The sequence below is a fragment of the Bacillus sp. FSL K6-0069 genome, assembly GCF_038007785.1.
GTDB classification, from domain to species: Bacteria; Bacillota; Bacilli; order Bacillales; family Bacillaceae_G; genus Bacillus_A; species Bacillus_A mobilis.
The window spans coordinates 4,336,172-4,359,461 of the sequence record NZ_JBBOXN010000001.1 but is presented as its reverse complement, the minus strand read 5'-3'; the positions used below and the strand labels follow the sequence as shown (position 1 = coordinate 4,359,461).

General features: G+C 36.9%; 20 protein-coding genes and 3 other annotated features. Of the genes, 15 read left to right on the top strand and 5 right to left on the bottom strand.

Annotation, left to right across the window (positions count from 1 at the left end; translation table 11 throughout):
* Positions 1-52: 52 nt before the first annotated feature.
* Positions 53-610 (bottom strand): HD domain-containing protein, encoded by a 558-nt coding sequence (locus MHB74_RS22385; RefSeq protein ID WP_061677062.1) that lies wholly within the window; start codon positions 608-610, stop codon positions 53-55.
* Between the two features lie 328 nt (positions 611-938).
* Positions 939-1,148: a small acid-soluble spore protein SspI gene (gene sspI / locus MHB74_RS22375; RefSeq protein ID WP_000009509.1), complete on the bottom strand. Its 210-nt coding sequence runs from the start codon at positions 1,146-1,148 to the stop codon at positions 939-941.
* A gap of 82 nt (positions 1,149-1,230) precedes the next feature.
* Between sspI and MHB74_RS22370 the strand changes: the two genes are divergently transcribed.
* From MHB74_RS22370 to MHB74_RS22345, 6 genes are all read left to right on the top strand, one after another.
* Positions 1,231-2,028: a TrmH family RNA methyltransferase gene (locus tag MHB74_RS22370; protein WP_061677063.1), complete on the top strand. Its 798-nt coding sequence runs from the start codon at positions 1,231-1,233 to the stop codon at positions 2,026-2,028.
* Between the two features lie 48 nt (positions 2,029-2,076).
* Positions 2,077-2,305 (top strand) — a binding site (T-box leader).
* A 43-nt stretch (positions 2,306-2,348) separates the two neighbouring features.
* Positions 2,349-3,383 (top strand): phenylalanine--tRNA ligase subunit alpha, encoded by a 1,035-nt coding sequence (gene pheS / locus MHB74_RS22365; RefSeq protein ID WP_000388220.1) that lies wholly within the window; start codon positions 2,349-2,351, stop codon positions 3,381-3,383.
* 18 nt (positions 3,384-3,401) lie between these two features.
* Complete coding sequence (gene pheT / locus MHB74_RS22360) at positions 3,402-5,822, top strand: phenylalanine--tRNA ligase subunit beta (protein ID WP_061677064.1); 2,421 nt, start codon at positions 3,402-3,404, stop codon at positions 5,820-5,822.
* Positions 5,823-5,956: 134 nt separating this feature from the next.
* Positions 5,957-6,208: a binding site (T-box leader), on the top strand.
* 52 nt (positions 6,209-6,260) lie between these two features.
* Complete coding sequence (gene asnS, locus MHB74_RS22355; RefSeq protein WP_000432171.1) at positions 6,261-7,652, top strand: asparagine--tRNA ligase; 1,392 nt, start codon at positions 6,261-6,263, stop codon at positions 7,650-7,652.
* A 175-nt stretch (positions 7,653-7,827) separates the two neighbouring features.
* Positions 7,828-8,730 carry an SDR family NAD(P)-dependent oxidoreductase gene (locus tag MHB74_RS22350; RefSeq protein WP_061677065.1) on the top strand — a complete coding sequence of 301 codons (903 nt, stop codon included), beginning with the start codon at positions 7,828-7,830 and terminating at the stop codon, positions 8,728-8,730.
* A gap of 83 nt (positions 8,731-8,813) precedes the next feature.
* The gene (locus MHB74_RS22345; protein ID WP_061677066.1) at positions 8,814-8,948 is read left to right on the top strand and encodes a YuzL family protein; all 135 of its coding nucleotides are present in this window, start codon (positions 8,814-8,816) and stop codon (positions 8,946-8,948) included.
* Between the two features lie 43 nt (positions 8,949-8,991).
* Here MHB74_RS22345 and MHB74_RS22340 read toward each other — a convergent pair whose 3' ends face one another.
* The 3 genes from MHB74_RS22340 to rnhC all read right to left on the bottom strand — a co-directional run bounded on the left by MHB74_RS22340 (position 8,992) and on the right by rnhC (position 10,579).
* Complete coding sequence (locus MHB74_RS22340; protein WP_061677067.1) at positions 8,992-9,243, bottom strand: hypothetical protein; 252 nt, start codon at positions 9,241-9,243, stop codon at positions 8,992-8,994.
* Positions 9,244-9,256: 13 nt separating this feature from the next.
* Positions 9,257-9,526: a hypothetical protein gene (locus MHB74_RS22335; protein WP_061677068.1), complete on the bottom strand. Its 270-nt coding sequence runs from the start codon at positions 9,524-9,526 to the stop codon at positions 9,257-9,259.
* Positions 9,527-9,643: 117 nt separating this feature from the next.
* Entirely contained in the window at positions 9,644-10,579 is a 936-nt protein-coding gene (gene rnhC, locus MHB74_RS22330) for a ribonuclease HIII (protein ID WP_061677069.1), read from the bottom strand.
* Positions 10,580-10,703: 124 nt separating this feature from the next.
* Between rnhC and zapA the strand changes: the two genes are divergently transcribed.
* The 9 genes from zapA (at position 10,704) to MHB74_RS22285 (ending at position 23,227) form a co-directional block, all read left to right on the top strand.
* On the top strand, positions 10,704-10,973 hold the full coding sequence (gene zapA, locus MHB74_RS22325; RefSeq protein ID WP_000082701.1) for a cell division protein ZapA: 270 nt from the start codon (positions 10,704-10,706) through the stop codon (positions 10,971-10,973).
* A gap of 1 nt (position 10,974) precedes the next feature.
* Positions 10,975-11,514 carry a CvpA family protein gene (locus tag MHB74_RS22320; RefSeq protein ID WP_000565411.1) on the top strand — a complete coding sequence of 180 codons (540 nt, stop codon included), beginning with the start codon at positions 10,975-10,977 and terminating at the stop codon, positions 11,512-11,514.
* A 55-nt stretch (positions 11,515-11,569) separates the two neighbouring features.
* Positions 11,570-13,288, top strand: a complete 1,719-nt coding sequence (gene polX, locus MHB74_RS22315; RefSeq protein ID WP_061677070.1) for a DNA polymerase/3'-5' exonuclease PolX — start codon at positions 11,570-11,572, stop codon at positions 13,286-13,288.
* Between the two features lie 19 nt (positions 13,289-13,307).
* A complete protein-coding gene (locus MHB74_RS22310; RefSeq protein WP_061677071.1) occupies positions 13,308-15,668 on the top strand; it encodes an endonuclease MutS2 in 2,361 nt (786 codons plus the stop codon).
* Positions 15,669-15,863: 195 nt separating this feature from the next.
* Entirely contained in the window at positions 15,864-16,553 is a 690-nt protein-coding gene (locus MHB74_RS22305) for a 23S rRNA pseudouridine(2604) synthase RluF (RefSeq protein WP_061677072.1), read from the top strand.
* Positions 16,554-16,661: 108 nt separating this feature from the next.
* Positions 16,662-16,912 (top strand) — a binding site (T-box leader).
* A gap of 114 nt (positions 16,913-17,026) precedes the next feature.
* Complete coding sequence (brnQ6, locus tag MHB74_RS22300) at positions 17,027-18,352, top strand: branched-chain amino acid transport system II carrier protein BrnQ6 (protein WP_061677073.1); 1,326 nt, start codon at positions 17,027-17,029, stop codon at positions 18,350-18,352.
* 497 nt (positions 18,353-18,849) lie between these two features.
* Positions 18,850-19,572, top strand: coding sequence for a heme uptake protein IsdC (gene isdC, locus MHB74_RS22295; RefSeq protein WP_061677074.1), 723 nt, complete (start codon positions 18,850-18,852; stop codon positions 19,570-19,572).
* A 23-nt stretch (positions 19,573-19,595) separates the two neighbouring features.
* Complete coding sequence (locus tag MHB74_RS22290) at positions 19,596-20,054, top strand: NEAT domain-containing protein (protein WP_061677075.1); 459 nt, start codon at positions 19,596-19,598, stop codon at positions 20,052-20,054.
* A 32-nt stretch (positions 20,055-20,086) separates the two neighbouring features.
* Positions 20,087-23,227, top strand: coding sequence for an NEAT domain-containing protein (locus MHB74_RS22285; RefSeq protein WP_068987163.1), 3,141 nt, complete (start codon positions 20,087-20,089; stop codon positions 23,225-23,227).
* Positions 23,228-23,290 lie beyond the last annotated feature (63 nt).

Here is a 23,290-nt window from a genome sequence, read left to right as displayed (position 1 = left end):
TATTTTCCATAAAATAATAAAAGAGGTATCACCCTATAGTGATGCCTCTTTCTCATTGATAACTATGTTCTGCTTTATTATTCGATTTTTGTTGCTCTATTTGCAACTCACGTTCTACCAATCGGTCTAACTGTTGAATAGCTTTTAATGCTTTTTCATAAGAAATCGTTCTATAATGGTGCGCTCCGCCCGGTTCTTCATCTGCTTCGTCTGCCCATTTAATAATGTTTTGAAGAGAGGTTCTTTCAATTTCTTGCTGTACTAAGAAAGAATCTGTATGAAGAAGAATCGCGATAGAAATTTCTTTTGCTAGTTTCGGATGTTCTCCTAATCTAATAAGCAATTTATGAGCTCTTTCTGCTCCTTTAATCGCATGGATATCATTCTTTTTATACAAGTCATAGTCCCATTCACCCTCACTGTACCATGTGTGATGTCCGATATCATGAAGGAAACCAGCTTTTGTTGCAGCATCGACTGAGGCATGATGCTTTTTTGCTAAGTGAAACGCATGGTAAGCGACAGCAATCGCGTGGACCATTCCAGAACGGTTCACATATTTTTGTGTAATGTGGTGTTTAAAAACTTGTTCAAGCGTAATACGTTGCATAAAACATTCACTCCTTTTATCCCGCTTTAACGGGCAGTAAGATTCCCACCTCAAAATTTGGCGAATACGAGGAAGTTAGGTGGGGGATCAACTGCCCGTAAAAGTCCGATTGGTTCAACTAATAATCAGTGTGGGGGGACATCCCCCTCACTGATTAAAGTTTCACTTTATCTAATGATGCATATGAAGAAAAATCGATCGGTTTAAATGTATTTTGAACATTGTACTCCATTGGGGTAGCGTTCGTAAAGTAGAAATGTTTAGGAGAAGAAAAAATTTTTTCGTGAAAAAATCACCTTAGCTTATGCGAAGGTGATTTTCAAATTGCTTATTTTTTTAGTCCTTGCTCTAATGTTTCTAACATTTCGTGCTTTTCATTTTCATCAGCATTTTTCCAAATGACTTCGAATAAAACACCAAGACCTGGAAGCATTTTTTCTTCACCGCTTTGAATCGCATCGACAATTGTTTCTTGCAATTGATCTTGTGAATTTCCAGATACATTTGCTAATACAGCACCACGTAAATTAAAACTCATTGCTTTCACCTCTTCTTCAGAATTGAAACTGACGTTAGTTTTTGTTCTTTTTTATGTAAATATGTATGAAAAATAGGCTATAATGATAAGACAAGAAGAGAGGGAAATACATATTATGAAAAACATTGATTCAGTACAAAACCCGCGTGTAAAGCAGTGGAAAAAGCTGCAGACGAAAAAAGAGCGCGATAAAAAAGGTTTATTTTTTGTAGAAGGATTCCACTTAGTCGAGGAAGCTTTAAAAGCAGGAGTTGTAACAGAACTTATCGTTTCTGATCAGACAGATCTTCCGAAAGATTGGACAGTTAATGATGTGGAAATGTATATCGTACCTGAAGCAATCGTAAAAATACTTCGCGAAACAGAAACGACGCAAGGCGTATTTGCTGTTTGTGAGAAACACGAGAGTGAAGTAGCTCTTGCTGATGGGAAGTTTCTTTTATTAGATGGCCTTCAAGACCCAGGTAACTTAGGGACAATTATTCGTACAGCTGATGCAGCTGGTATTCATGCCGTTGTGCTTGGAGAAGGATGCGTTGATGCATATAATAGTAAAGTGCTTCGCTCTACACAAGGTTCTATTTTCCATTTACCAGTTGTAAAAGGTAACTTAGAAGAATGGGTAGACAAGCTAAAAGAACAAAACGTTCCTGTATATGGAACAGCTCTTGAAAATGGAGTTCCGCACGTTGAAGTAACACCAGCTGGTAGTTTTGCATTAATTGTAGGAAATGAAGGAAGCGGCGTAAGCCAAGAAATTCTTGCAAAAACGGATCAAAACTTGTATATTCCAATTTACGGCGGGGCAGAATCATTAAATGTTGCGGTTGCAGCAGGGATTTTAACGTATTATTTGCAAAGCCCAGTTGCGAACAAATAAAAAACTTCTTATAATAAGTTGAAGTATATTATATTAAAAGTTAAATAACGAAAAACGTTGATAGAGAAGAGTAACTTACAAAATCGCCATATAGGGAGAGAATGCCTTAGACTGAAAGCATTCTTATGGTAGACGGAAGTGAATTCACCTCTGGAGTTGACGCCAGGACCATATATATGTAAAGGCGTTCCGGTCAGAATTGATCGTTATAACTAATGAGTGGGCAGACTTGTTCTGTCAATTTAGGGTGGTACCGCGAATTTACCTCGTCCCTTTTTGGGAGCGAGGTTTTTTTATTTTTAAAATTAGGAGGGTTCCAAATGGAAGCACGTTTAAAAGAGCTAAAGCAAAAAGCGTTAGAGCTTATTGAAGAAGCGAAAGAGCTAAAAGGCTTAAACGACGTACGCGTAGCGTACTTAGGAAAAAAAGGTCCAATTACAGAAGTATTACGCGGCATGGGAAAATTATCAGCAGAAGAGCGTCCACGTATGGGAGCATTAGTAAATGAAGTACGTGAAGCGATTCAAACGCGTCTAGAAGACAAAATTGGTAACTTAGAAAAAGCAGTAATTGAAGCGAAATTAGCTACTGAAACAATTGATGTTACACTACCAGGTCGTCCTGTTGAAACAGGTTGTCACCATCCGTTAACAGCTGTTGTTGAACAAATTGAAGATGTATTCATCGGTATGGGTTATGAAGTAGCTGAAGGAACAGAAGTAGAAAAAGACTACTACAACTTCGAAGCATTAAACTTACCGAAAGATCACCCAGCGCGTGATATGCAAGATACATTCTACATTACAGAAGAAACGTTACTACGTACACATACATCTTCTGTGCAAGCACGTACGATGGAAAATAATAAAGAAAAAGGCCCGATTAAAATTATTTGTCCTGGTAAAGTGTATCGCCGCGATGACGATGATGCGACGCATTCACACCAGTTCATGCAAATTGAAGGTCTTGTAATTGATAAAAACATTCGTATGAGTGACTTAAAAGGTACACTACAAGTATTCGTGAAAAAGATGTTCGGTGAAGACCGTGAAATCCGTCTTCGTCCAAGTTTCTTCCCATTCACAGAGCCATCTGTAGAGATGGATATTTCTTGTATGATGTGTCACGGCAAAGGTTGCGGCACTTGTAAAGGAACTGGCTGGATCGAAATTTTAGGCGCAGGTATGGTTCACCCGAACGTACTTGAAATGGCTGGTTATGATTCAAAAGAATATCAAGGTTTCGCATTCGGTATGGGCGCAGAGCGTATCGCAATGTTGAAATACGGCGTAGATGACATTCGTCATTTCTATACAAATGATGTACGTTTCTTACAACAATTCAAACGAGCGTAAGGGAAGGAGAGGATAAATATGTTCGTATCATATCGTTGGTTACAAGAGTATGTAGATATTAAAGATGTAACAGCACAAGAACTAGCAGACAAAATCACGAAAAGTGGTATTGAAGTAGAAGGTGTTGAAGTATTAAATAAAGGTGTAAAAGGTGTTGTAGTTGGTCACGTATTAGAATGTGAAAAACACCCAGAAGCTGATAAATTAAACAAATGCTTAATCGATATCGGTGAAGAAGAACCAGTTCAAATTATTTGTGGAGCTGCTAACATTGCAAAAGGTTTAAAAGTACCAGTTGCAAAAGTTGGCGCTGTACTTCCTGGTAACTTTAAAATTAAAAAAGCAAAACTACGTGGTGAAGCTTCCCACGGTATGGTTTGTGCTCTTCAAGAGCTTGGTATTGATGGAAAGTTAGTTTCAAAAGAATATGCAGATGGTATCTTCATCTTCCCAAGTGACGCTGAAGTTGGTGCAGATGCACTTGAAATTTTAAACTTACACGATGAAGTACTTGAGCTTGGTTTAACACCAAACCGTGCAGATTGCTTAAACATGTTAGGTGTTGCATATGAAGTCGCTGCTATTTATGGCCGTGAAGTAAAACTTCCAGCTATCAGCCTACAAGAAGCAGCAGAAAAAACTTCTGATTACATTTCTGTAAGTGTAGAAGCGAAAGAAGAAAATCCATTATATATTGCAAAAATGGTGAAGAACGTAAAGATTGGTCCATCACCAATGTGGATGCAAACGCGCCTTATGGCAGCTGGCATTCGTCCAATTAGCAATGTAGTTGATATTACAAACTACATTTTAATGGAATACGGTCAACCGTTACATGCATTCGATTACGATAAATTAGGTTCAAAAGAAATCGTTGTTCGTCTTGCAAAAGAAGGCGAAAAAATTGAAACGTTAGATGATCAAGAGCGTACATTACAAGAACACCACCTTGTAATTACAAACGGAACAAAAGCTTTAGCTGTTGCTGGTGTAATGGGCGGAGCGGATTCTGAAGTTACAAATGAGACAGTGAACGTTTTAATCGAGTCTGCATACTTTGCAGGTCAAACAGTACGCCGTACATCAAAAGACTTAGGTCTTCGTAGTGAATCAAGTGCACGTTTTGAAAAAGGAATCGATCCAACACGTACATTTGAAGCAATTCAACACGCAGCTGCTTTAATGGCGAAATACGCTGGCGGAGAAGCACTTGAAGGTGTAGTAGAAGCTGATAACTTACAAGTACAAGAGCGTACAGTATCTGTTACTGCTGAAAAAGTAAACCGTGTATTAGGTACAAATATTTCTGCAAGTGAAATGGGTACAATGTTCACAAACTTAAAATTCCCATTCACAGAAGTAGAAGGAACATTCCATGTGAATGTACCAGCACGTCGTCCTGATATTACAATTTCAGAAGACTTAGTAGAAGAAGTGGGTCGCCTATACGGTTATGACCACATTCCAGTTACATTACCGTCTGGAACAATGACTCGTGGTAAATTAACATCAGCACAAACGAAACGTCGTAAAGTACGTCGCTTCTTAGAAGGTGCTGGTTTATATGAAGCAATCACGTATTCATTAACAAGTGCTGACAAAGCGAAACAATATATGGTTGAGCCAAACGAAAAGGCGCCTGTAAATCTTGCACTTCCAATGAGTGAAGAGCGCAGCCAACTTCGTTTAAGCTTAGTGCCACAATTGTTAGAAGCAGTTTCATACAATGTTGCACGTAAAAACGATAGCGTTGCTTTATACGAAGTAGGTTCTATCTTCTTACCAACAGAAGCAGGAGAACTTCCGAAAGAAGAACAACATCTTGCAGGTGTTATGACAGGTCTTGCTCTTCACCATGCATGGCAAGGTGAGAAGAAAGTAGTAGACTTCTTCGTTGTGAAAGGTGTACTAGAAGGATTATTCGACGTACTTGGCGTTGCAAACCAAATCACTTATGCACCAGCAAAACGTGAAGGTATGCACCCAGGTCGTACAGCTGACATCGTATTAGATGGCGAAGTAATTGGTTTCATCGGTCAATTGCACCCTGAAGCAGAAAAACAATTAGATGTGAAAAATACATTCGTATTCGAACTATCTCTTGTAAAAGTATTTGGTGCAGACGCAGAAGAAACTTACTACGCAGCAATTCCACGTTTCCCATCTATGACACGTGATATGGCTGTTGTCGTAACAAAAGAAACAAAAGCTGGTGAAATGAAGCAAGTCATTGCTGAAGCTGGCGGACAACTTCTGAAAGACGTAACACTATTCGACTTATACGAAGGTGAAAAAATGGAAGAAGGCAAGAAATCAATTGCATTCTCTATGACTTACTTCGATGCAGAACGTACGTTAACAGATGAAGAAGTAACAGAAGCACATAACCGTGTATTAACAACGGTAGAAGAGAAATTTGGTGCGGAGTTACGTAAGTAATGAGAAATTGCCGGATTAATTCCGGCAATTTTTTTATGACATGATTGTCGATATATGATAAAAATCGCCGATAAATATTAAGGCATCTTGCATCTTTCTCTCGAATGTAGTACATTAATTTTAGTTTAACAAAATGAAAGACGATGATAAGGAAAAGTAGTATATACTATAATCCAAAGCGAGTCAGGGACGGTGAGAGCCTGATGAGGCGGTATATGTGAAGAACACCTTGGAGTTGCTAACCGAAATTGAATCTTGTATTCAAGAGTAGACTTAGACGGGAATCCGGCCTGTTACAAACCGGGAAGTATGTATTACATACGAGTTAAAGTTGGTCTTTATGACAAATTGGGTGGTACCGCGAAGTTTAACCTTTCGTCCCTTTATGGATGAAAGGTTTTTTTGTATTTAAATATATCAGCAAAGGAGAATTTCACTATGGAAAACACATTAGTAAAAAGTCTGTATAGAGATACAGATAAATACGCAGGTCAAACAGTACAAGTATCAGGATGGATTCGTAACTTACGTGATTCAAAAGCATTTGGTTTCATCGAATTAAACGACGGTAGCTTCTTCAAAAGCGTTCAAATCGTTTTCGATACAGAGTTAGAAAACTTCAAAGAAATTGCAAAACTTCCACTTAGCTCTTCAGTTAAAGTAGAAGGTAAAGTAATTGCAACGCCTGGAGCGAAGCAACCATTTGAAATTAAAGCAGAAAAAATTGATATCGAGGGCTTATCAGATTCTGATTACCCACTTCAAAAGAAACGTCACACTTTTGAATACTTACGTACAATCGCTCACTTACGTCCAAGAACAAATGCATTCTCTGCAACGTTCCGTGTACGTTCTGTCGCAGCATTTGCGATTCACCAGTTCTTCCAAGAGCGTGGATTCGTACATGTTCACACACCAATCATCACTGGTAGTGATACAGAAGGTGCAGGCGAAATGTTCCGCGTAACAACGCAAGATTTAAACAACGTACCAAAAGGCGAAGACGGACAAGTTGATGAATCAAAAGACTTCTTCGGCAAAGAAACAAACTTAACAGTAAGTGGACAGCTGAACGCTGAAGCTTATGCTTTAGCATTCCGTGACGTATACACATTCGGACCTACATTCCGTGCGGAAAACTCAAACACAACTCGCCACGCTGCTGAGTTCTGGATGGTTGAGCCGGAGATTGCATTCGCTGAATTAGGCGATGTAATGGATCTTACAGAAGATATGCTGAAATATGCGATGAAATACGTACTAGAGCATGCACCAGAAGAAATGGAATTCTTCAACAGCTTCGTTGATAAAACAGTTCTAGAGCGCATGAACAACGTAATCAACTCTGACTTCGGTCGTATCACATATACAGAAGCAATTAAAGTTCTTCAAGAGTCAGGTGCTGACTTCAAATACCCAGTAGAATGGGGTATTGACTTACAAACAGAGCACGAAAGATACTTATCAGAAGAAATCTTCAAACGTCCTGTATTCGTAACTGACTATCCAAAAGACATTAAAGCGTTCTACATGCGTATGAATGAAGATGGAAAAACAGTAGCTGCTACTGACCTTCTAGTTCCTGGCATCGGCGAATTAATCGGCGGAAGTCAACGTGAAGAAAGAATGGACGTTTTAGTAGACAGAATTAAAGAATTAGGTATGAACGAAGAGGACTACTGGTGGTACTTAGAACTTAGAAAATACGGCGGTACAAAACACGCTGGATTCGGTCTAGGTTTCGAGCGCTTCCTAATGTACATCACTGGTATGGCTAACATCCGTGACGTAATTCCATTCCCAAGAACTCCAGGTTCTTCTGAGTTTTAAGATATGAAAAAAGCGAGAGCAACTGCTCTCGCTTTTTTTATTGGGAAAGGGTGTAACTACAACCCAAATTTTATTAAGTATTTCACAATTGGAAAAGATGTTGTTCATAGTTTTCTTCCCACTTCATATATAAGTAAAGCGAATGCGACATTTATAGGGAAGGGGTTTTGATGCAATGGGAGAAATTTCAAATCATACAAAGTGGTCATTGCGTGACAAGTATATAGTAATCACTGGTGCAACAAGTGGTATTGGATTAGCGGCAGCTAAGGTATTTGCAGAACGCGGTGCTAAGCTAGGAATCATTGCACGCAATGAAGCAAAAGCGAATGATGTTATGACTCAACTTGAACATCTAACGAATGGGAATACAGTGGTAGATATATTTTTCGCTGATATGGCTTCCCAACAATCTATACGCCGGGTAGCCACTGACATTTTAGAAAGGTGTCCGAGAATTGATATATTAGTGAATAATGCTGGAGCTTTATTTCAAACAAGGAAAATTACGGAGGACGGTTTGGAGATGACCTGGGCGGTAAATCATTTAGGACCATTTTTGCTCATAGATTTGTTGTTGGAGCGTTTAAAAGAAAGTGCTCCTGCTCGTGTCATTACCACTGCATCTCACGGTCACAAAATGGCTAAAAAGGGAATTGATTTCGGTGACCTAGATGCAGAACAACTGTATCGCGGTGTTAAGAAGTTCATGGGCGGTCCTACAATGCGTTATGCGCAAACAAAACTAGCTAACATTTTATTCACCTCTGAATTGGCACAGCGATTGGAGGGAACGGGTGTTAGTGCTTATAGCTTTGATCCGGGGCTAGTGAATACGAATTTTAACCAGGACAATGGTCTGGTTGCTCGCTTAACTATGGCGGCAATGAAACCTTTCTCTCGTACGCCCGAGGAAGGTGCTGAAACTTTGATATGGCTAGCAGAATCAAATGGAATTATTGAACATAGTGGCTGTTACTATGCTGATAAGCAAATAGGAAAAACGTCTGAAGCCGCTTTGGATAAGGGTGTTGCAAAACGTCTATGGGACATTAGTGAAAAACAGACACGAGAGTAACAGAGTAGTGAGCGTCTGTTCAGACTAATATGTTGAATAGTTTTTTACCCTTAAGTAAAAAGTAATCTTGGGGGGTGAGTGCAATGAGTAAAAAAGTGAAAACAGACCATTCAAGATCAAGCCTTGGTTCTCCAGAAGTAGAAGGACAAGGAACAACGGCACATGAAACAGGTTCTCATAAAGTATCTTCATCAAATAAGAAGCAGAAAAGAAGTTAACATAAAAAAGGAGAGTCTTGGTGGCTCTCCTTTTTTTTATGTATTACACCTTATTATCATTAATCTCTTTTGTAATCTTATCTACATCTTTGTCTAATCGATCTAAATAGAAAAACCATAGTAAGCTCATGAGCACGTAGTAGATGGCCATCACACCAAGATTATCAGATATATTTTCGAATGTGGATTTAGTAGTGAAAAAAGCTCCCCAAATGGTAGAAATAGTGAGGTAAGAAAGCGGACCAACGAGATGTACGAAAACATATAATAACTTTTTAACCTTTAAAGCGTTCATATGATTTCCCTCCCTATGTAAATAATCTTTTTCTTCTAATCATACATTCAAGTTCCTCACAGAAGTGTTGTAGCTTTGCTGGATTATGTATTAACAAGCGGGCATCGTGTTTCCCGATAAATCTTCGAATCCGAAAGTTTAATAAGAAAGACCGGCCATATCGCTCTATTAAATTGTTGAACGATGGTTGTTCACTTAGTAGTTGAATGTTTTCTCTAATTTCAAACTGTCTTTCGTGTGGATCACCTAATAAAATATTTAGAATCATTTGTAGAAGTAGCAATGGGAATCCTCTCCTATGTTAGAATAATCTGTATATTTTAATTGTAACAAAATTATAAGGACAATAGTAGGGTGAAACAAAAAAACAGGAGTTTGTAGGCTCCTGTTTTTGTCGATACTATTTTAATAAGCGAAACGCCTTTTCTGTATTAGCAAAATGCAGTTTCACAAACTCAGGTAATCTTTCTTTTCCGAGCTTCTTAATGAGTTTAGCAGCGGCGATATCAACTTGTTTACCGGCACCCTTTGGAAGTGGCATACCAGCTTTTTTACTTAGTTCGTCAAACTGTTTTACGAATGAGTAACGAGCTAAAATAGAAGCAGCGGCTACTGCTAAATGAACGCTCTCACCTTTCGTTGCGAAGTAAACATTTTCACGCTGTACCTGTTTTTGTTTTGCTAAATATTTGTAGTATGTATCAGGTTGTGTGAATTGATCGATTAAGACGCCTTCAGGTTTTGTAGGTGCGATTTTTGCTAATAAGTTTGTAATGGCTTTATTATGTAGTAAAGCTTTTAACTTACCTTGGTTGTTTCCTTTATCAAATAGTTCGTTATATTTTTCGTTATGAAGGACAAGAGAGCTGTAAGGAACGACGTGTAGAAGTTGTTTCGCAATGGCAGAAATTTGATCGTCATTTAAGTTTTTAGAGTCTTTTACACCAAGTTCTTTTAAAAGTGGAATTTGCTTAGCGTCCACATATACAGCAACTACTGTCATCGGTCCGAAGAAATCACCAGTACCAACTTCATCTGACCCTACGATAGACATTGTACCGATGGAAGCAGGCGGTGCATAACGGTGTGAATCGACAGATTTTTTTACAGCTGTTTTCGGTGTTTGAGAGACAGATTGCCAACGAGAAGCTTCTGCTTCAGCACGTCCTCCTTGGAACATTACTTTTCCAGATTTATAAGCTGTAATCGTGCAAGATGGCACCTTTGCCATGAAGATCCCGCCTTGTGGAATTTTCGGGCTAAGCGATTGTTTATATTGTTGTTTCATGTCTTCAATTACTGTAGAACTTGTTTGTATTACGATAGAATTTGACAAGATGGTCGCTCCTTTTTTTATATTGTTATTTTTATCATATCGGATTGTTCTTTCTGTTTCCATAATATGATGGTTCATGGTATGATAAACTTTAGGATTCTGTACGTGATTGGAGGCCGGTGAGTTGTCACAACAAAAGGGAAAGAAAAGTCGAATTAATGTAGAAATCTATGGTCAACAATATTCAGTTGTTGGCGATGAAAGTACAAGTCATATCCGCATGGTAGCAGCGATTGTGGATGATAAAATGCGCGAACTCAATGCCAAGAATCCTTCGCTTGACACGAGTAGACTAGCGGTATTGACGGCGGTAAACGTCATACACGATTACATAAAATTAAAAGAAGAACATGAGAAATTGAAAGAAAGTATGACAAAAAAAGGAATGGAATAACATGATTGATATTATTATCATTTTACTGCTTGTTATGGGATTTTTCCTCGGCTTACGCAGAGGGTTTATTCTGCAACTTGTAAAGTTAACAAGCTTTATTATCGCATACCTTGTTGCATACTGGTACTGTAAAGATTTAGCGCCAGCACTTGCGAAATTTATTCCGTATCCATTTGATAAAAACGTATCTGTTCCAGAATGGATTGATGCAAATAATATTGAGACAGTATTTTATCAAGCACTTGCGTTTATCATATTGTTTATTATTACAAAAATTGCACTTTCATTACTTGGTAATTTGTTAAATATGTTTGCAGAAATACCGGTTTTAAAGCAAGTCAATGCGTTTGCGGGGGCAATCCTCGGATTTTTAGAAGTATATATTATTTTGTTTGTTTTAATTATCGTTGGAAACATCCTTCCGATTGAACAAATACAAACACCATTACAAAAATCATCAATTAGCAAAATAATTGTAGACGATACACCGATTCTCTCTGAAAAGGTGAAGGAACTATGGCAGACAGGTAGCAGAGTATAACTTCTCTTTTTTCGGAAAGAGGAGTTTTTTTCTATGAAAGAAAGGCGGGGTAATGATGAAAGTAAATAAAAAACAAGTTATTAAATTATTAGAGACAATCGGCCTGTTTATGGAACTAAAGGGCGCGAATCCATTTAAAATATCTGCATTTCGTAAAGCGGCAGCAGCACTAGAAAGTGATGATCGTAGTCTTTCTGAGATTGAAGATTTCACTAAGATTCCGGGCATTGGAAAAGGAACAGCAGCAGTTATTCAAGAATATATAGAATCGGGAACATCTGAAGTGTTACAAGAGCTTGAACAAGAAGTGCCAAGTAGCTTATTACCGTTATTAAAATTGCCAGGCCTTGGTGGTAAAAAGGTAGCTAAGTTATATAAAGAACTTGGTGTTGTTGATATGGAATCGCTAAAAGCGGTTTGTGAGGAAAATAAAGTACAAGCTTTAGCAGGTTTCGGTAAGAAAACAGAAGAGAAAATATTAGAAGCAATCGATCAAGTAGGATCTCGTCCAGAGCGTTTACCAATCGCAATGGTATTGCCTATTGCCGGGGAAATAGAGGAGAAATTGTCGAATATTGCTGAAGTAATTCGTTTCTCTCGCGCTGGTAGTTTGCGCCGTGTTCGTGAAACAGTGAAAGATTTAGACTTTATCATTGCAACGACAGAACCAGCTGCAGTACGTGAGCATTTACTGCAATTTGATAATATGATTGAGGTAATCGCAAGTGGAGATACGAAAGTTTCTGTTCGTCTTCAATATGAATATGATATTTCAATTGATTTCCGTTTAGTACAACCAGAAGAATTTATTACAACTCTTCACCATTTCACAGGATCAAAAGACCATAACGTAAAAATGCGTCAAATCGCGAAAGATAGAGGCGAGAAAATTAGTGAGTACGGTGTAGAAAACTTAGAAACAGGTGAAGTGAAGACATTTGAAACAGAAGAGGAATTCTTCGCTCATTTTGGTCTTCCATTTATCCCGCCAGAAGTGCGTGAAGATGGAAAAGAAATTGAATTAATTAAAGAGTATCCAAACTTAATTCAGTTCTCTGATATACAAGGTGATTTACATATGCATACAACATGGAGTGACGGTGCTTTTTCAATTGAGGAAATGGTACAGGCATGTCGTGCTCGTGGATATAAGTTTATGGCGATTACCGACCATTCACAATACTTAAAAGTAGCGAACGGTTTAACGAAAGAGCGCCTTCGTGAACAGGCGAAAGAAATTGAACGCATGAATGAAAAGTATCCAGACATTACAATTTTACGCGGGATTGAAATGGATATTTTACCGGATGCAACACTTGATTTTGATGATGAAGTATTAGCAGAATTAGATTATGTTATTGGAGCGATTCACTCTAGCTTCTCACAAGACCGTGAAACGATTATGAAACGTCTTCGCACTGCGCTAGAGAATAAGCATGTCACAATGATTGCTCATCCGACAGGACGTCTTCTTGGACGCCGCGCAGGCTATGATGTGGATACAGATTTATTAATCGAACTCGCAAAAGAAACAAATACAGTTTTAGAATTAAATGCGAATCCAAACCGTCTAGATTTAAGCGCGAAATTATTAAAACAAGCACAAGATGCTGGTGTAAAAGTAGCAATTAATACGGATGCTCATACGCTTGAAATGTTAGAAGATATGGAAACAGGTGTAGCGGCAGCACGTAAAGGTTGGATTCAAAAAGATAACGTGATTAACACGTGGGATATTGAACGTTTATTAGACTATATTAAACGTAATAAGTAACACAAGGGGGACCTGCAACATGTTAGAAAGAACGTTGCGTGTATTAGAATATAATAAAGTAAAAGAACAATTACTTGAACATACAGCCTCTTCACTTGGTCGTGACAAAGTGAAGCATTTAGTGCCGAGCACTGATTTTGAAGAAATTGTAGAAATGCAAGATACAACGGATGAAGCGGCGAAAGTCATTCGTTTAAAAGGTAGTGCACCATTAGGTGGTATTACGGATATTCGCTCAAATGTGAAGCGTGCAAAGATTGGAAGTATGTTAAGCCCAAATGAACTACTTGATATTGCAAATACAATGTACGGTAGTCGCAATATGAAACGTTTCATTGAAGATATGGTTGATAATGGTGTCGAGTTGCCAATTTTAGCAACTCATGTCGCTCAAATTGTGTCTTTATATGATTTAGAAAAGAAAATTACAAATTGTATCGGTGATGGCGGTGAAGTAGTCGATAGCGCAAGTGATAAACTGCGTGGTATTCGTACTCAAATTCGTACTGCAGAAAGCCGTATTCGTGAAAAGTTAGAAAATATGACGCGTTCTTCAAACGCGCAAAAGATGCTATCTGACGCGATTGTAACGATCCGTAACGAACGTTACGTAATCCCAGTAAAACAAGAATACCGAGGCGTATATGGCGGTATTGTTCACGATCAATCAGCTTCTGGGCAAACGTTATTTATTGAACCGCAAGTCATTGTAGAATTAAATAACGCGCTTCAAGAAGCACGAGTGAAAGAAAAACAAGAAATTGAACGCATCTTATTGATGTTAACAGAAGAAGTGGCAGTAGAAGCGGATATCGTTTTATCTAACGTAGAAGTAGTTGCGAATCTTGACTTCATCTTTGCGAAAGCTTTTTATGCGAAGCGTATTAAAGCAACGAAGCCAATCGTAAATAACGAGCGTTATATGGATTTAAGACAAGCGCGCCATCCGCTTATTGATCCAGAAATTATCGTGCCAAATAACATTATGTTAGGTAAAGATTTCACGACAATTGTTATTACAGGACCGAATACAGGTGGTAAAACAGTTACGCTGAAAACAGTTGGTATTTGTGTATTAATGGCGCAATCTGGCCTTCACATTCCAGTAATGGATGAGTCAGAGATTTGTGTATTTAAAAATATCTTTGCTGATATCGGTGATGAGCAATCGATTGAACAAAGTTTAAGTACGTTCTCTTCACATATGGTGAACATTGTTGATATTTTAGAAAAAGCTGATTTTGAAAGCTTAGTTTTATTCGATGAATTAGGTGCTGGAACAGACCCGCAAGAAGGGGCTGCACTAGCAATTTCAATTTTAGATGAAGTATGTAATCGTGGTGCTCGCGTTGTTGCTACGACGCATTACCCAGAATTAAAAGCATACGGATATAATCGTGAGCAAGTTATTAATGCGAGCGTTGAGTTCGACGTGAATACGTTAAGCCCAACGTATAAATTATTAATCGGTGTACCAGGACGTAGTAATGCTTTCGAAATTTCGAAGCGCCTTGGCTTATCTGATCGCGTGATTGATCAAGCTCGTAACCACATTAGTACAGATACAAACAAAATTGAAAATATGATTGCGAAGTTAGAAGAAAGTCAAAAGAATGCAGAGCGTGACTGGAACGAAGCAGAAGCACTTCGCAAGCAATCTGAAAAACTACATCGCGAATTACAGCGTCAAATTATTGAATTTAATGATGAGCGCGATGAAAAATTATTAAAAGCGCAAAAAGAAGGGGAAGAAAAAGTCGAAGCTGCAAAGAAAGAAGCAGAAGGCATTATTCAAGAACTTCGTCAATTGCGTAAAGCACAGCTTATAAACGTGAAAGACCATGAGCTTATTGAAGCGAAGAGCCGTCTAGAAGGTGCGGCGCCAGAGCTTGTGAAGAAACAAAAAGTAAACGTGAAAAACACAGCGCCAAAACAACAATTACGTGCAGGCGATGAAGTAAAAGTATTAACGTTCGGTCAAAAAGGTCAATTACTTGAAAAGGTAAGTGATACAGAGTGGAGCGTACAAATTGGTATTCTGAAGATGAAAGTGAAAGAATCCAATATGGAATACATTAATACACCGAAGCAAACTGAGAAAAAAGCAGTTGCAAGTGTGAAGGGTAGAGATTACCACGTTTCATTGGAACTTGATCTTCGCGGTGAACGTTATGAAGATGCAATGATGCGCGTTGAAAAATATTTAGACGATGCACAGCTTGCAAGCTATCCTCGTGTATCAATCATTCACGGTAAAGGAACAGGAGCACTTCGCCAAGGTGTACAAGATTACTTGAAGAAGCATCGCGGTGTGAAGAATTACCGTTACGGTGACATGGGCGAGGGAGGCCTAGGCGTAACAGTTGTCGAATTAAAATAGCAAACAACGAAACAAAGGGGAAACCATTATATGTTTATGGACAAACTTGCAAAAGTATTGTTAGCTTGTTGTGGAATATTTTTGGTGATTGGGGTTATTTATTTAGTTGTTTTTGCGAAGTAAACGAGCGTCAATTGTGGCATAATGATATTGCCATAGATTGACGCTTTTAATATATATGAAAAGGAATAAAATATGAAAATCAACCAATACATAAGCGCAGCAAAATCTTGCTCAAGACGCGAAACAGACCGCCTTATTAAAGCAGGAAGCGTAGCTATTAACGGTGAAATTTGTAAGCACGGTGTACTCGTGAGTGATGGTGATGTTGTAACGATTGATGGACAGGTTATTGCCAAAGAAGAGAAGGAAAAGGTGTATATCGCCTTTCATAAACCAGTTGGCATTACTTGTACAGCAGCCGATCATATTGAAGATAATATTATTGATTATATTAATTATCCAGAGCGTATCTTTCCTGTTGGACGATTAGATAAAGCGTCGGAAGGACTTATTTTATTAACGAATGACGGCGGAATCGCCCATCAAATTTTACATGGTGATCATGAGCATGAGAAAGAATATGTTGTTACTGTTGATAAGCCGTTTACAGATTGGTTTATTAATGAGATGTCCAGCGGTGTAAAGGTTAAAGATGGAATGACGAAGCCATGTAAAGTGACGAGAGTGGATCAATCTACATTTCGCATCGTTTTAACACAAGGAATGAACAGACAAATTCGTAGGATGAGTCGTGCTTTCGGGTTTACTGTAACTAAGCTAAAGCGAATTCGCATTATGAATATAGAGCTAGATAATCTAGAAGTGGGAAAATGGCGTAGCGTTACAGCTGAGGAATTAGAAATATTAATAGGGCAGTTATAGGGAGGAAAAATTTTCTCCCTATATTTTTTTGTCAGAAAAAATAAAACTATTGATTTTTTAAAAAATAGCCCATATAATAAAAAACAACAAGTTTCGACAAGATATTTTATAAAAGTAATGATGAGGACATGAGTTGTTTTTGACGATTCTCAGAGAGGGGAGCCTAGGCTGTGAGCTTCCTAATACGGAAAGACAAACTTACCACCTCTAAACTTCAAGAGTGAACTGCATGATGCATTGTAATTCTTGGCGGATAAAACCGTTATCAATTTACACGAGCTATAAAATGAGCTTATTTTGCTATAAATTCATTTTATTAGAATAAGGGTGGAACCACGATTTCAACACTCGTCCCTTTGTTAGGGACGGGTGTTTTTTGCGTTCTTTTACGGGGAAGTATGCTTGAAAGGGGACATATGACGGGTTTTGATTCAGAATATTTTGTCAATAAATCATTTAGGAGGTTAGTAGAAATGAAATCATCTTTAAAGTTTTCTGAGATGTTTGCAATAAGTTTAATGTTATTTGCACTATTTTTCGGTGCAGGTAATATGATTTTTCCGCCAGCGCTAGGACAAGGTGCTGGAACAGATGTATGGATTGCGTTGTTTGGCTTTATCGTAACAGGTGTTGGGTTGCCTTTATTAGGAGTTATCGTTATCGCTCTAAAGGGAGATATTAATGAGCTAGCGGGACGTGTACACCCTGTATTCGCACTTGTTTTTATCACTGCAATTTATTTATGTTTAGGCGTATTCGTAAGTGTTCCACGTACAGGAACTGTTGCTTATGAAATGAGTGTTGCACCGTTTTTACCAAGTGAGATAGCTGGTCAATCGTATCCACTTGTTATCTTTACATTCATTTTCTTTGCCGTAACTTTCTATTTAGCTTTAAACCCATCGAAATTAGTGGGCCGTATCGGTAAAGTATTAACTCCGATTTTATTAGCTGTTATTGCAATTATTGTAGTGAAAGCACTTATTACACCAATTGGAGAATTTGGTGCACCGACAGAAGCATATAGTGCTCCGCTCTTTAAAGGTTTTATTGATGGATATTTAACTTTAGATGGACTTGCAGCACTTGTATTCGGAAATGTTGTTATTAATTCGTTAAAAGCAAAAGGTGTTACAAATAAGAACAGCATTGCAAAAGTAACAATCTTTGCAGGATTTATTGCAGCGCTCGGATTACTTCTTGTTTATTTAGCGCTTGCTTACCTTGGAGCTTCTAGTGTGTCTCTTGGAATGGGAGCAAATGGAGGAATTATTTTAACAAACGTTGTAAATCATTTATTTGGTAGCTACGGCACTCTATTACTAGGAATCGCAATTACAGCAGCATGTTTAACAACTTCTGTAGGTATTGTTGCAGCTTGTGGGGAATATTTTTCTTCCTTATTACCAAAGCTTTCTTATCCAAAAGTGGTTTTCATTTTCTGTGTATTAGCATTTATGGTAGCGAATCTTGGGTTAACTCAGTTAAATGCATTAGCATTACCAATTTTAATAGCGATTTACCCAATTGGTATCGTGCTAATCGTATTATCACTTGTTGAAAACTATATTCGTCTTCCTTTAGTAATGTATGTAGGTGGTATTGTAGGAGCATTCATGATCAGCTTCTTCGATGGATTGCACAATGCGAATCTTCAAATTGAGGCATTAGCACCTGTCTTAAATAAAATTCCGTTATACAGTGTAGGGATCGGTTGGTTAGTTCCTGCTCTAGTAGGTATTGTAATTGGATATGTCATTTCTTTGTTTCAAAAGCAAGAAGTTGCTGTAGAAAAATAGAGAAAAGAGGCTTTCTGTGAAAGAAAGTCTCTTTTTTTGTAGAAAAAATTACATATAGGGAAATTTAGATATTAAAAAATTTATACGTAATATAGTTGACAAAAAAATTAGCATTAGGCTAAGATTGACTTAGTTGTGGAAATATTGGAAGGAAGTGAGGAGTGAAAGGTATAAAGTTTTCTATAACGATATCATTTTTGTAGATAGAGGTGATAGTGTAGTTGAATGGTAGTTTTATTTTTTTTGAGCTTCATTGAGAATGATAATCAACAAAAGGGATAGGGACTTATGTTAAAATGCGAATCGCTCTTTATAAGGAATAGGGAGGGATATTATTTTTAACATACATTGAGAATGATAATCAATAATATCTATGTTACATAAACAAATTACAGGTAAATAATGATAGAGGATTATTATTTTTTTCTCATAAATTGAGAATAATTATCATTTTCAAAAAGTATGGATGAAGGATAAACAAGGAGGAAGTAAGCCAAATGAGAAAGATTTCTGTATTACCCGCTTTTATTATAACGTTCGTATGTATGCTAGCTTTTCTTGTCATGCCATATGGGAAAGTTTCAGCACAACTAGCTGACGGTACTTATGATATTAACTATGTCATTCAAAAAGCGGAAAATGCTTCAGCATCTATGGCAAATGATTATTTTGAGAAACCAGCTAAGCTAGTTGTGAAAAATGGCGAAATGAGAGTACAAATTCCGATGAATCATAGTGCTTGGATTACAGAATTTAAAGCACCTGAGAACGGGAATTTTGTTGATGCAAAAGTTGTTAGTAAAGATGAATCTGCAGATAAAAGAACTGTAGAGTTTAAAATAGACGATTTATCTAAACCAGCAGCTGCAAAAATTCACGTTGTTGTACCAAACGTAAATTATGACCATAACTACACAATCCGCTTTGCGTTTGATGCAAATGTAAAAGCGGTAGGTGGAGAAAATAAAGAAACTACTGTAACAAAGCAGAATGATCAAACAAAAACAGATACACAAGTAAAAGAAGAAGTGAAGAAAGAAGAGAGTAAAGAAGAGAGTAAAGAAGCAAATAAAGAGGCGAGCAAAGGAACAAATGAAAGTGGAAAAGCTGAGAAAACAGATAACCCAAAAACTGGCGATGAATCACGCATCGGATTATTTGCAGCGTTAATTCTTATTTCAGGTGTTTTCTTAATTCGTAAAGTGAAGTTAAGTAAATAAATATTTTGAAGGGTGATGAATATATGTTTAAACAATTTAAAATGATTATTGCCGTATTTGCTGTTTTATTTACGTTTATAGCAACACTAGGTTTACAAGATACAAAGGCTGCTACAAAATTGGCTGATGGAAAATATAATATTGCTTTTACTGTATGGAAAGGCGATAAAGATGAATCATCTAGAATGAATAGTTATTTTGAAAGTCCGGCAACAGTAACAGTTAAAGATGGAAAACAATATGTTTCATTCAAGGTGAAAGATAGTACTTCTATTAAAAGTTTACAAGTAGAAAAAAATGGTCAATTCGTAGAAGCTACTGTGTTAAGTGAAAATACAAAAGAGAATACTAGAGTAGTAGAATTTGAAGTTGCTGATTTGTCAAAAAAACTAAATGGCAAGGTGAAAATTAATATCCCAATTATTAATTATGATGCTTCATATGATATTCGTTTTGTATTTGATGGGAACAGTATTAAATAATTAAAAAATTTTCAAAAGGGAGAGTCGTTCCATTGAACAGGTATGTAAAAATTATTGTTGCTATGTTTTTAATGGTATTTACATTCGTATCAACATTACAACCACTTGCAGTTCAAGCAGCTACCCAGTTGGCTGACGGTGAATATTCAATCGGTTTCAAAGTTCTTAAGGACACATCAGATGAAGAATCTATGATGAATCAATACTCTGTAAGTCTAGGAACTTTAAAAGTGAAGGATGGGAAGAAGAAGGTATCCTTTACGTTAGAACATAGTTCATGGATTACAAAGTTTGAAACAGAAAAAAATGGACAGTTTGTTGCGACAAATGTAAGTAGTGAAGATAAAGAAAAAGATACAAGAGTAGTAGAATTTGAAGTGGACGATGTAGAGAAAGTATTAAATGCGAAAGTAAAAGTAGACATAGACTTTTTAAATTATCATCATGACTATGATGTGCGCATTGCATTTGATCAAAATAGTATTACACCGATTCATGTAGAACAACCAAATGAAAAAGAGGACCCAGCTAATAAGCCAGATCCAAATGAAAAACCGGATACAAGTCAGAAGCCCGACCAAAAGCCTGACTCAGATCAACAACCCAATTCTAACACAATTAACGATGGGAATTATAGCATTCCATTTAAAGTGTTAAAAGATAAGACAGATGAAGAATCTAGAATGAAAGACAAGTTAATAAGTCCAGCCGTATTAAAAGTAGAAAACGGTAAGAAAAAAGCGACTGTAACATTAACAGATAACGCATCAATTAAAAATTTCCAAACAGAAAAAGATGGTTCATTTGTTGATGCAAAAGTAATCAGTGAAAATAAAGAGAAAAATACAAGAGTAGTAGAATTTGAAGTAGACAATTTATCTAAAAAGTTAAATACAAAAGTATTTATTGAAGTGGCATCACAAAATTATAAACAAACGCATGAATTACAACTTCAATTTAATCAAGAAAAACTTGAGCCAATTAAGGACGAAGAGAAACAACCAGAAGTAGAAAAACCAACTATTGAAACAATTAAAGATGGAGATTATAGCATTCCATTTAAAGTGTTAAAAGACAAGACAGATGAAGAATCTAGAATGAAAGAAAACGTGGTAAGCCCGGCAGTATTAAAAGTGGAAAACGGTAAGAAAAAAGCGGTCGTAACGTTAAAAGATAGTGTATCAATTAAAAATTTCCAAACAGAAAAAGATGGTTCATTTGTTGATGCAAAAGTAGTGAGTGAAGATAAAGAGAAAAATACAAGAGTAGTAGAATTCGAAGTAGACAATTTATCTAAAAAGTTAAATACAAAAGTATTTATTGAAGTGGCATCAAGAAATTATAAACAAACGCATGAATTACAACTTCAATTTAATGAAGAAAAACTTGAGTCAATTAAAAACGAAGAAAAGCAACCAGAAGTAGAGAAGCCGGATGTTGAAACAATTAAAGACGGCGAATACAGCATTAACTTTAAAGCGTTAAAAGATCAATCAGAAGAAATTTCAATGATGAACACGTACACGAAGAGTCCAGGCGTGTTAAAGGTGAAAGATGGTAAAAAGTATGTATCATTCACATTAACGAACAGTGCGTGGATTACAAAGTTTGAATTTGAGAAAAATGGTTCGTTTGTTGATGCAAGTGTAGTAAGTGAAGATAAAAAAGCTGATACACGCGTAGTGGAAGTAGAAGTAGGCGATTTAGCTAAAAAGTTAAATGCAAAAGTAAAAGTAGATATCGATTCAATGAATTATCACCATTTCTATGACATTCAATTTGCATTTGATAAAGGTAGCATTAAACCATTAGACAACCAAGGTGGAAACGACAACCAAGGCGGGAACAATAACCAAGGCGGGAACAATAACCAAGGCGGAAACGACAACCAAGGCGGGAACAATAACCAAGGTGGAAACGACAACCAAGGCGGAAACGATAACCAAGGTGGAAACAATAACCAAGGTGGAAGCAATAACCAAGATAATAATACAACCATTGATCCAAAAGCTCTTAAAGATGGTGAATACAGTATTGGCTTTAAAGTGTTAAAAGATAAAACAGAAGAAATTTCAATCATGAACACATATACAAAGAGTCCAGCTGTACTAAAAGTGAAAGATGGCAAGAAGTATGTATCGTTTACATTAACGAATAGTGCATGGATTACAAAATTTGAGTTTGAGAAGAATGGTTCTTTTGTTAACACAAAAGTGTTAAGTGAGAATAAAGAGAAAAATACAAAAGTAGTAGAGTTAGAAGTAGATGATTTATCGAAAAAATTAAATGCAAAAGTAAAAGTAGATATTGATGCAATGAATTATCACCATTTCTACGATGTTCAATTTGTATTTGATGAAAATAGTATTAAAGCTTTAGGTAACCAAGGCGGAAATGATAACCAAGGTGGAAACGACAACCAAGGTGGAAACGATAACCAAGGCGGAAACAACAACCAAGGTGGAAATAACAATCAGGGCGGAAACGATAACCAAGGTGGAAATAATCAACCAAAAGTAATAGTTGATCCAAAAAATTTAGTAGATGGTGAATATGATATTCCATTTAAAGTGTTAAAAGATAAAACAAATGAGATTTCAAAGATGCATGACTACACTGTACATCCAGCAAAATTAATCGTGAAGGATGGTAAAAAGTACATTGAAATGACGCTGAAAAATAGTGCGTGGATTACGAAATTCCAAACAGAAAAAAATGGTCTATTTGCTGATGCAAAGCTAGTGAGTGAAGATAAAAATGCAAATACGAGAGTAGTGCAATTTGAAGTAAGTGATTTATTTGCAAAATTAAATGCAAAAGTAAAAGTTGATATCAACGAAATGAACTACCATCATTTCTATGATGTCCAAATTCAATTTGATACAAATAATATTGGTGCGTTAGGAACGATTAAAGAGGATCCCAAAAAAGATCCGAAAAATGATTCGAACAATCCAGTGATTACACCGCAAGTAGATAATGTAAAAAAAGTAGAAAATCCTGATTTTAACCGAAATGCAGATGATAAGAAGAAAAAAGAAGAACAAAAAAATGATCCGAAAAAAGAGAAAAACTCAAAAACGGCAGATACAGCACAACTAGGTTTATACATGGTGCTACTGCTTGGGTCACTTGCTTTACTAGTTCGTAAATATAGAGCAGGTAGATTGTAATTTTTGGAGTCTTGATGCATGTCCGCATGCATCAAGACTTGTTTCATATTGTTCGGAAAGGAG

Bases quoted from the DNA above. Each gene is read 5' to 3' on its own strand.
- brnQ6 (WP_061677073.1), top strand. From the start codon at position 17,027: ATGAAATCATCTTTAAAGTTTTCTGAGATGTTTGCAATAAGTTTAATG.
- MHB74_RS22290 (WP_061677075.1), top strand. From the start codon at position 19,596: ATGTTTAAACAATTTAAAATGATTATTGCCGTATTTGCTGTTTTATTT.
- MHB74_RS22385 (WP_061677062.1), bottom strand. From the start codon at position 610: ATGCAACGTATTACGCTTGAACAAGTTTTTAAACACCACATTACACAA.
- isdC (WP_061677074.1), top strand. From the start codon at position 18,850: ATGAGAAAGATTTCTGTATTACCCGCTTTTATTATAACGTTCGTATGT.
- MHB74_RS22320 (WP_000565411.1), top strand. From the start codon at position 10,975: ATGATTGATATTATTATCATTTTACTGCTTGTTATGGGATTTTTCCTC.
- pheT (WP_061677064.1), top strand. From the start codon at position 3,402: ATGTTCGTATCATATCGTTGGTTACAAGAGTATGTAGATATTAAAGAT.
- sspI (WP_000009509.1), bottom strand. From the start codon at position 1,148: ATGAGTTTTAATTTACGTGGTGCTGTATTAGCAAATGTATCTGGAAAT.
- MHB74_RS22310 (WP_061677071.1), top strand. From the start codon at position 13,308: ATGTTAGAAAGAACGTTGCGTGTATTAGAATATAATAAAGTAAAAGAA.
- asnS (WP_000432171.1), top strand. From the start codon at position 6,261: ATGGAAAACACATTAGTAAAAAGTCTGTATAGAGATACAGATAAATAC.
- pheS (WP_000388220.1), top strand. From the start codon at position 2,349: ATGGAAGCACGTTTAAAAGAGCTAAAGCAAAAAGCGTTAGAGCTTATT.
- polX (WP_061677070.1), top strand. From the start codon at position 11,570: ATGAAAGTAAATAAAAAACAAGTTATTAAATTATTAGAGACAATCGGC.
- MHB74_RS22340 (WP_061677067.1), bottom strand. From the start codon at position 9,243: ATGAACGCTTTAAAGGTTAAAAAGTTATTATATGTTTTCGTACATCTC.
- MHB74_RS22370 (WP_061677063.1), top strand. From the start codon at position 1,231: ATGATAAGACAAGAAGAGAGGGAAATACATATTATGAAAAACATTGAT.
- MHB74_RS22345 (WP_061677066.1), top strand. From the start codon at position 8,814: ATGAGTAAAAAAGTGAAAACAGACCATTCAAGATCAAGCCTTGGTTCT.
- MHB74_RS22350 (WP_061677065.1), top strand. From the start codon at position 7,828: ATGGGAGAAATTTCAAATCATACAAAGTGGTCATTGCGTGACAAGTAT.
- MHB74_RS22305 (WP_061677072.1), top strand. From the start codon at position 15,864: ATGAAAATCAACCAATACATAAGCGCAGCAAAATCTTGCTCAAGACGC.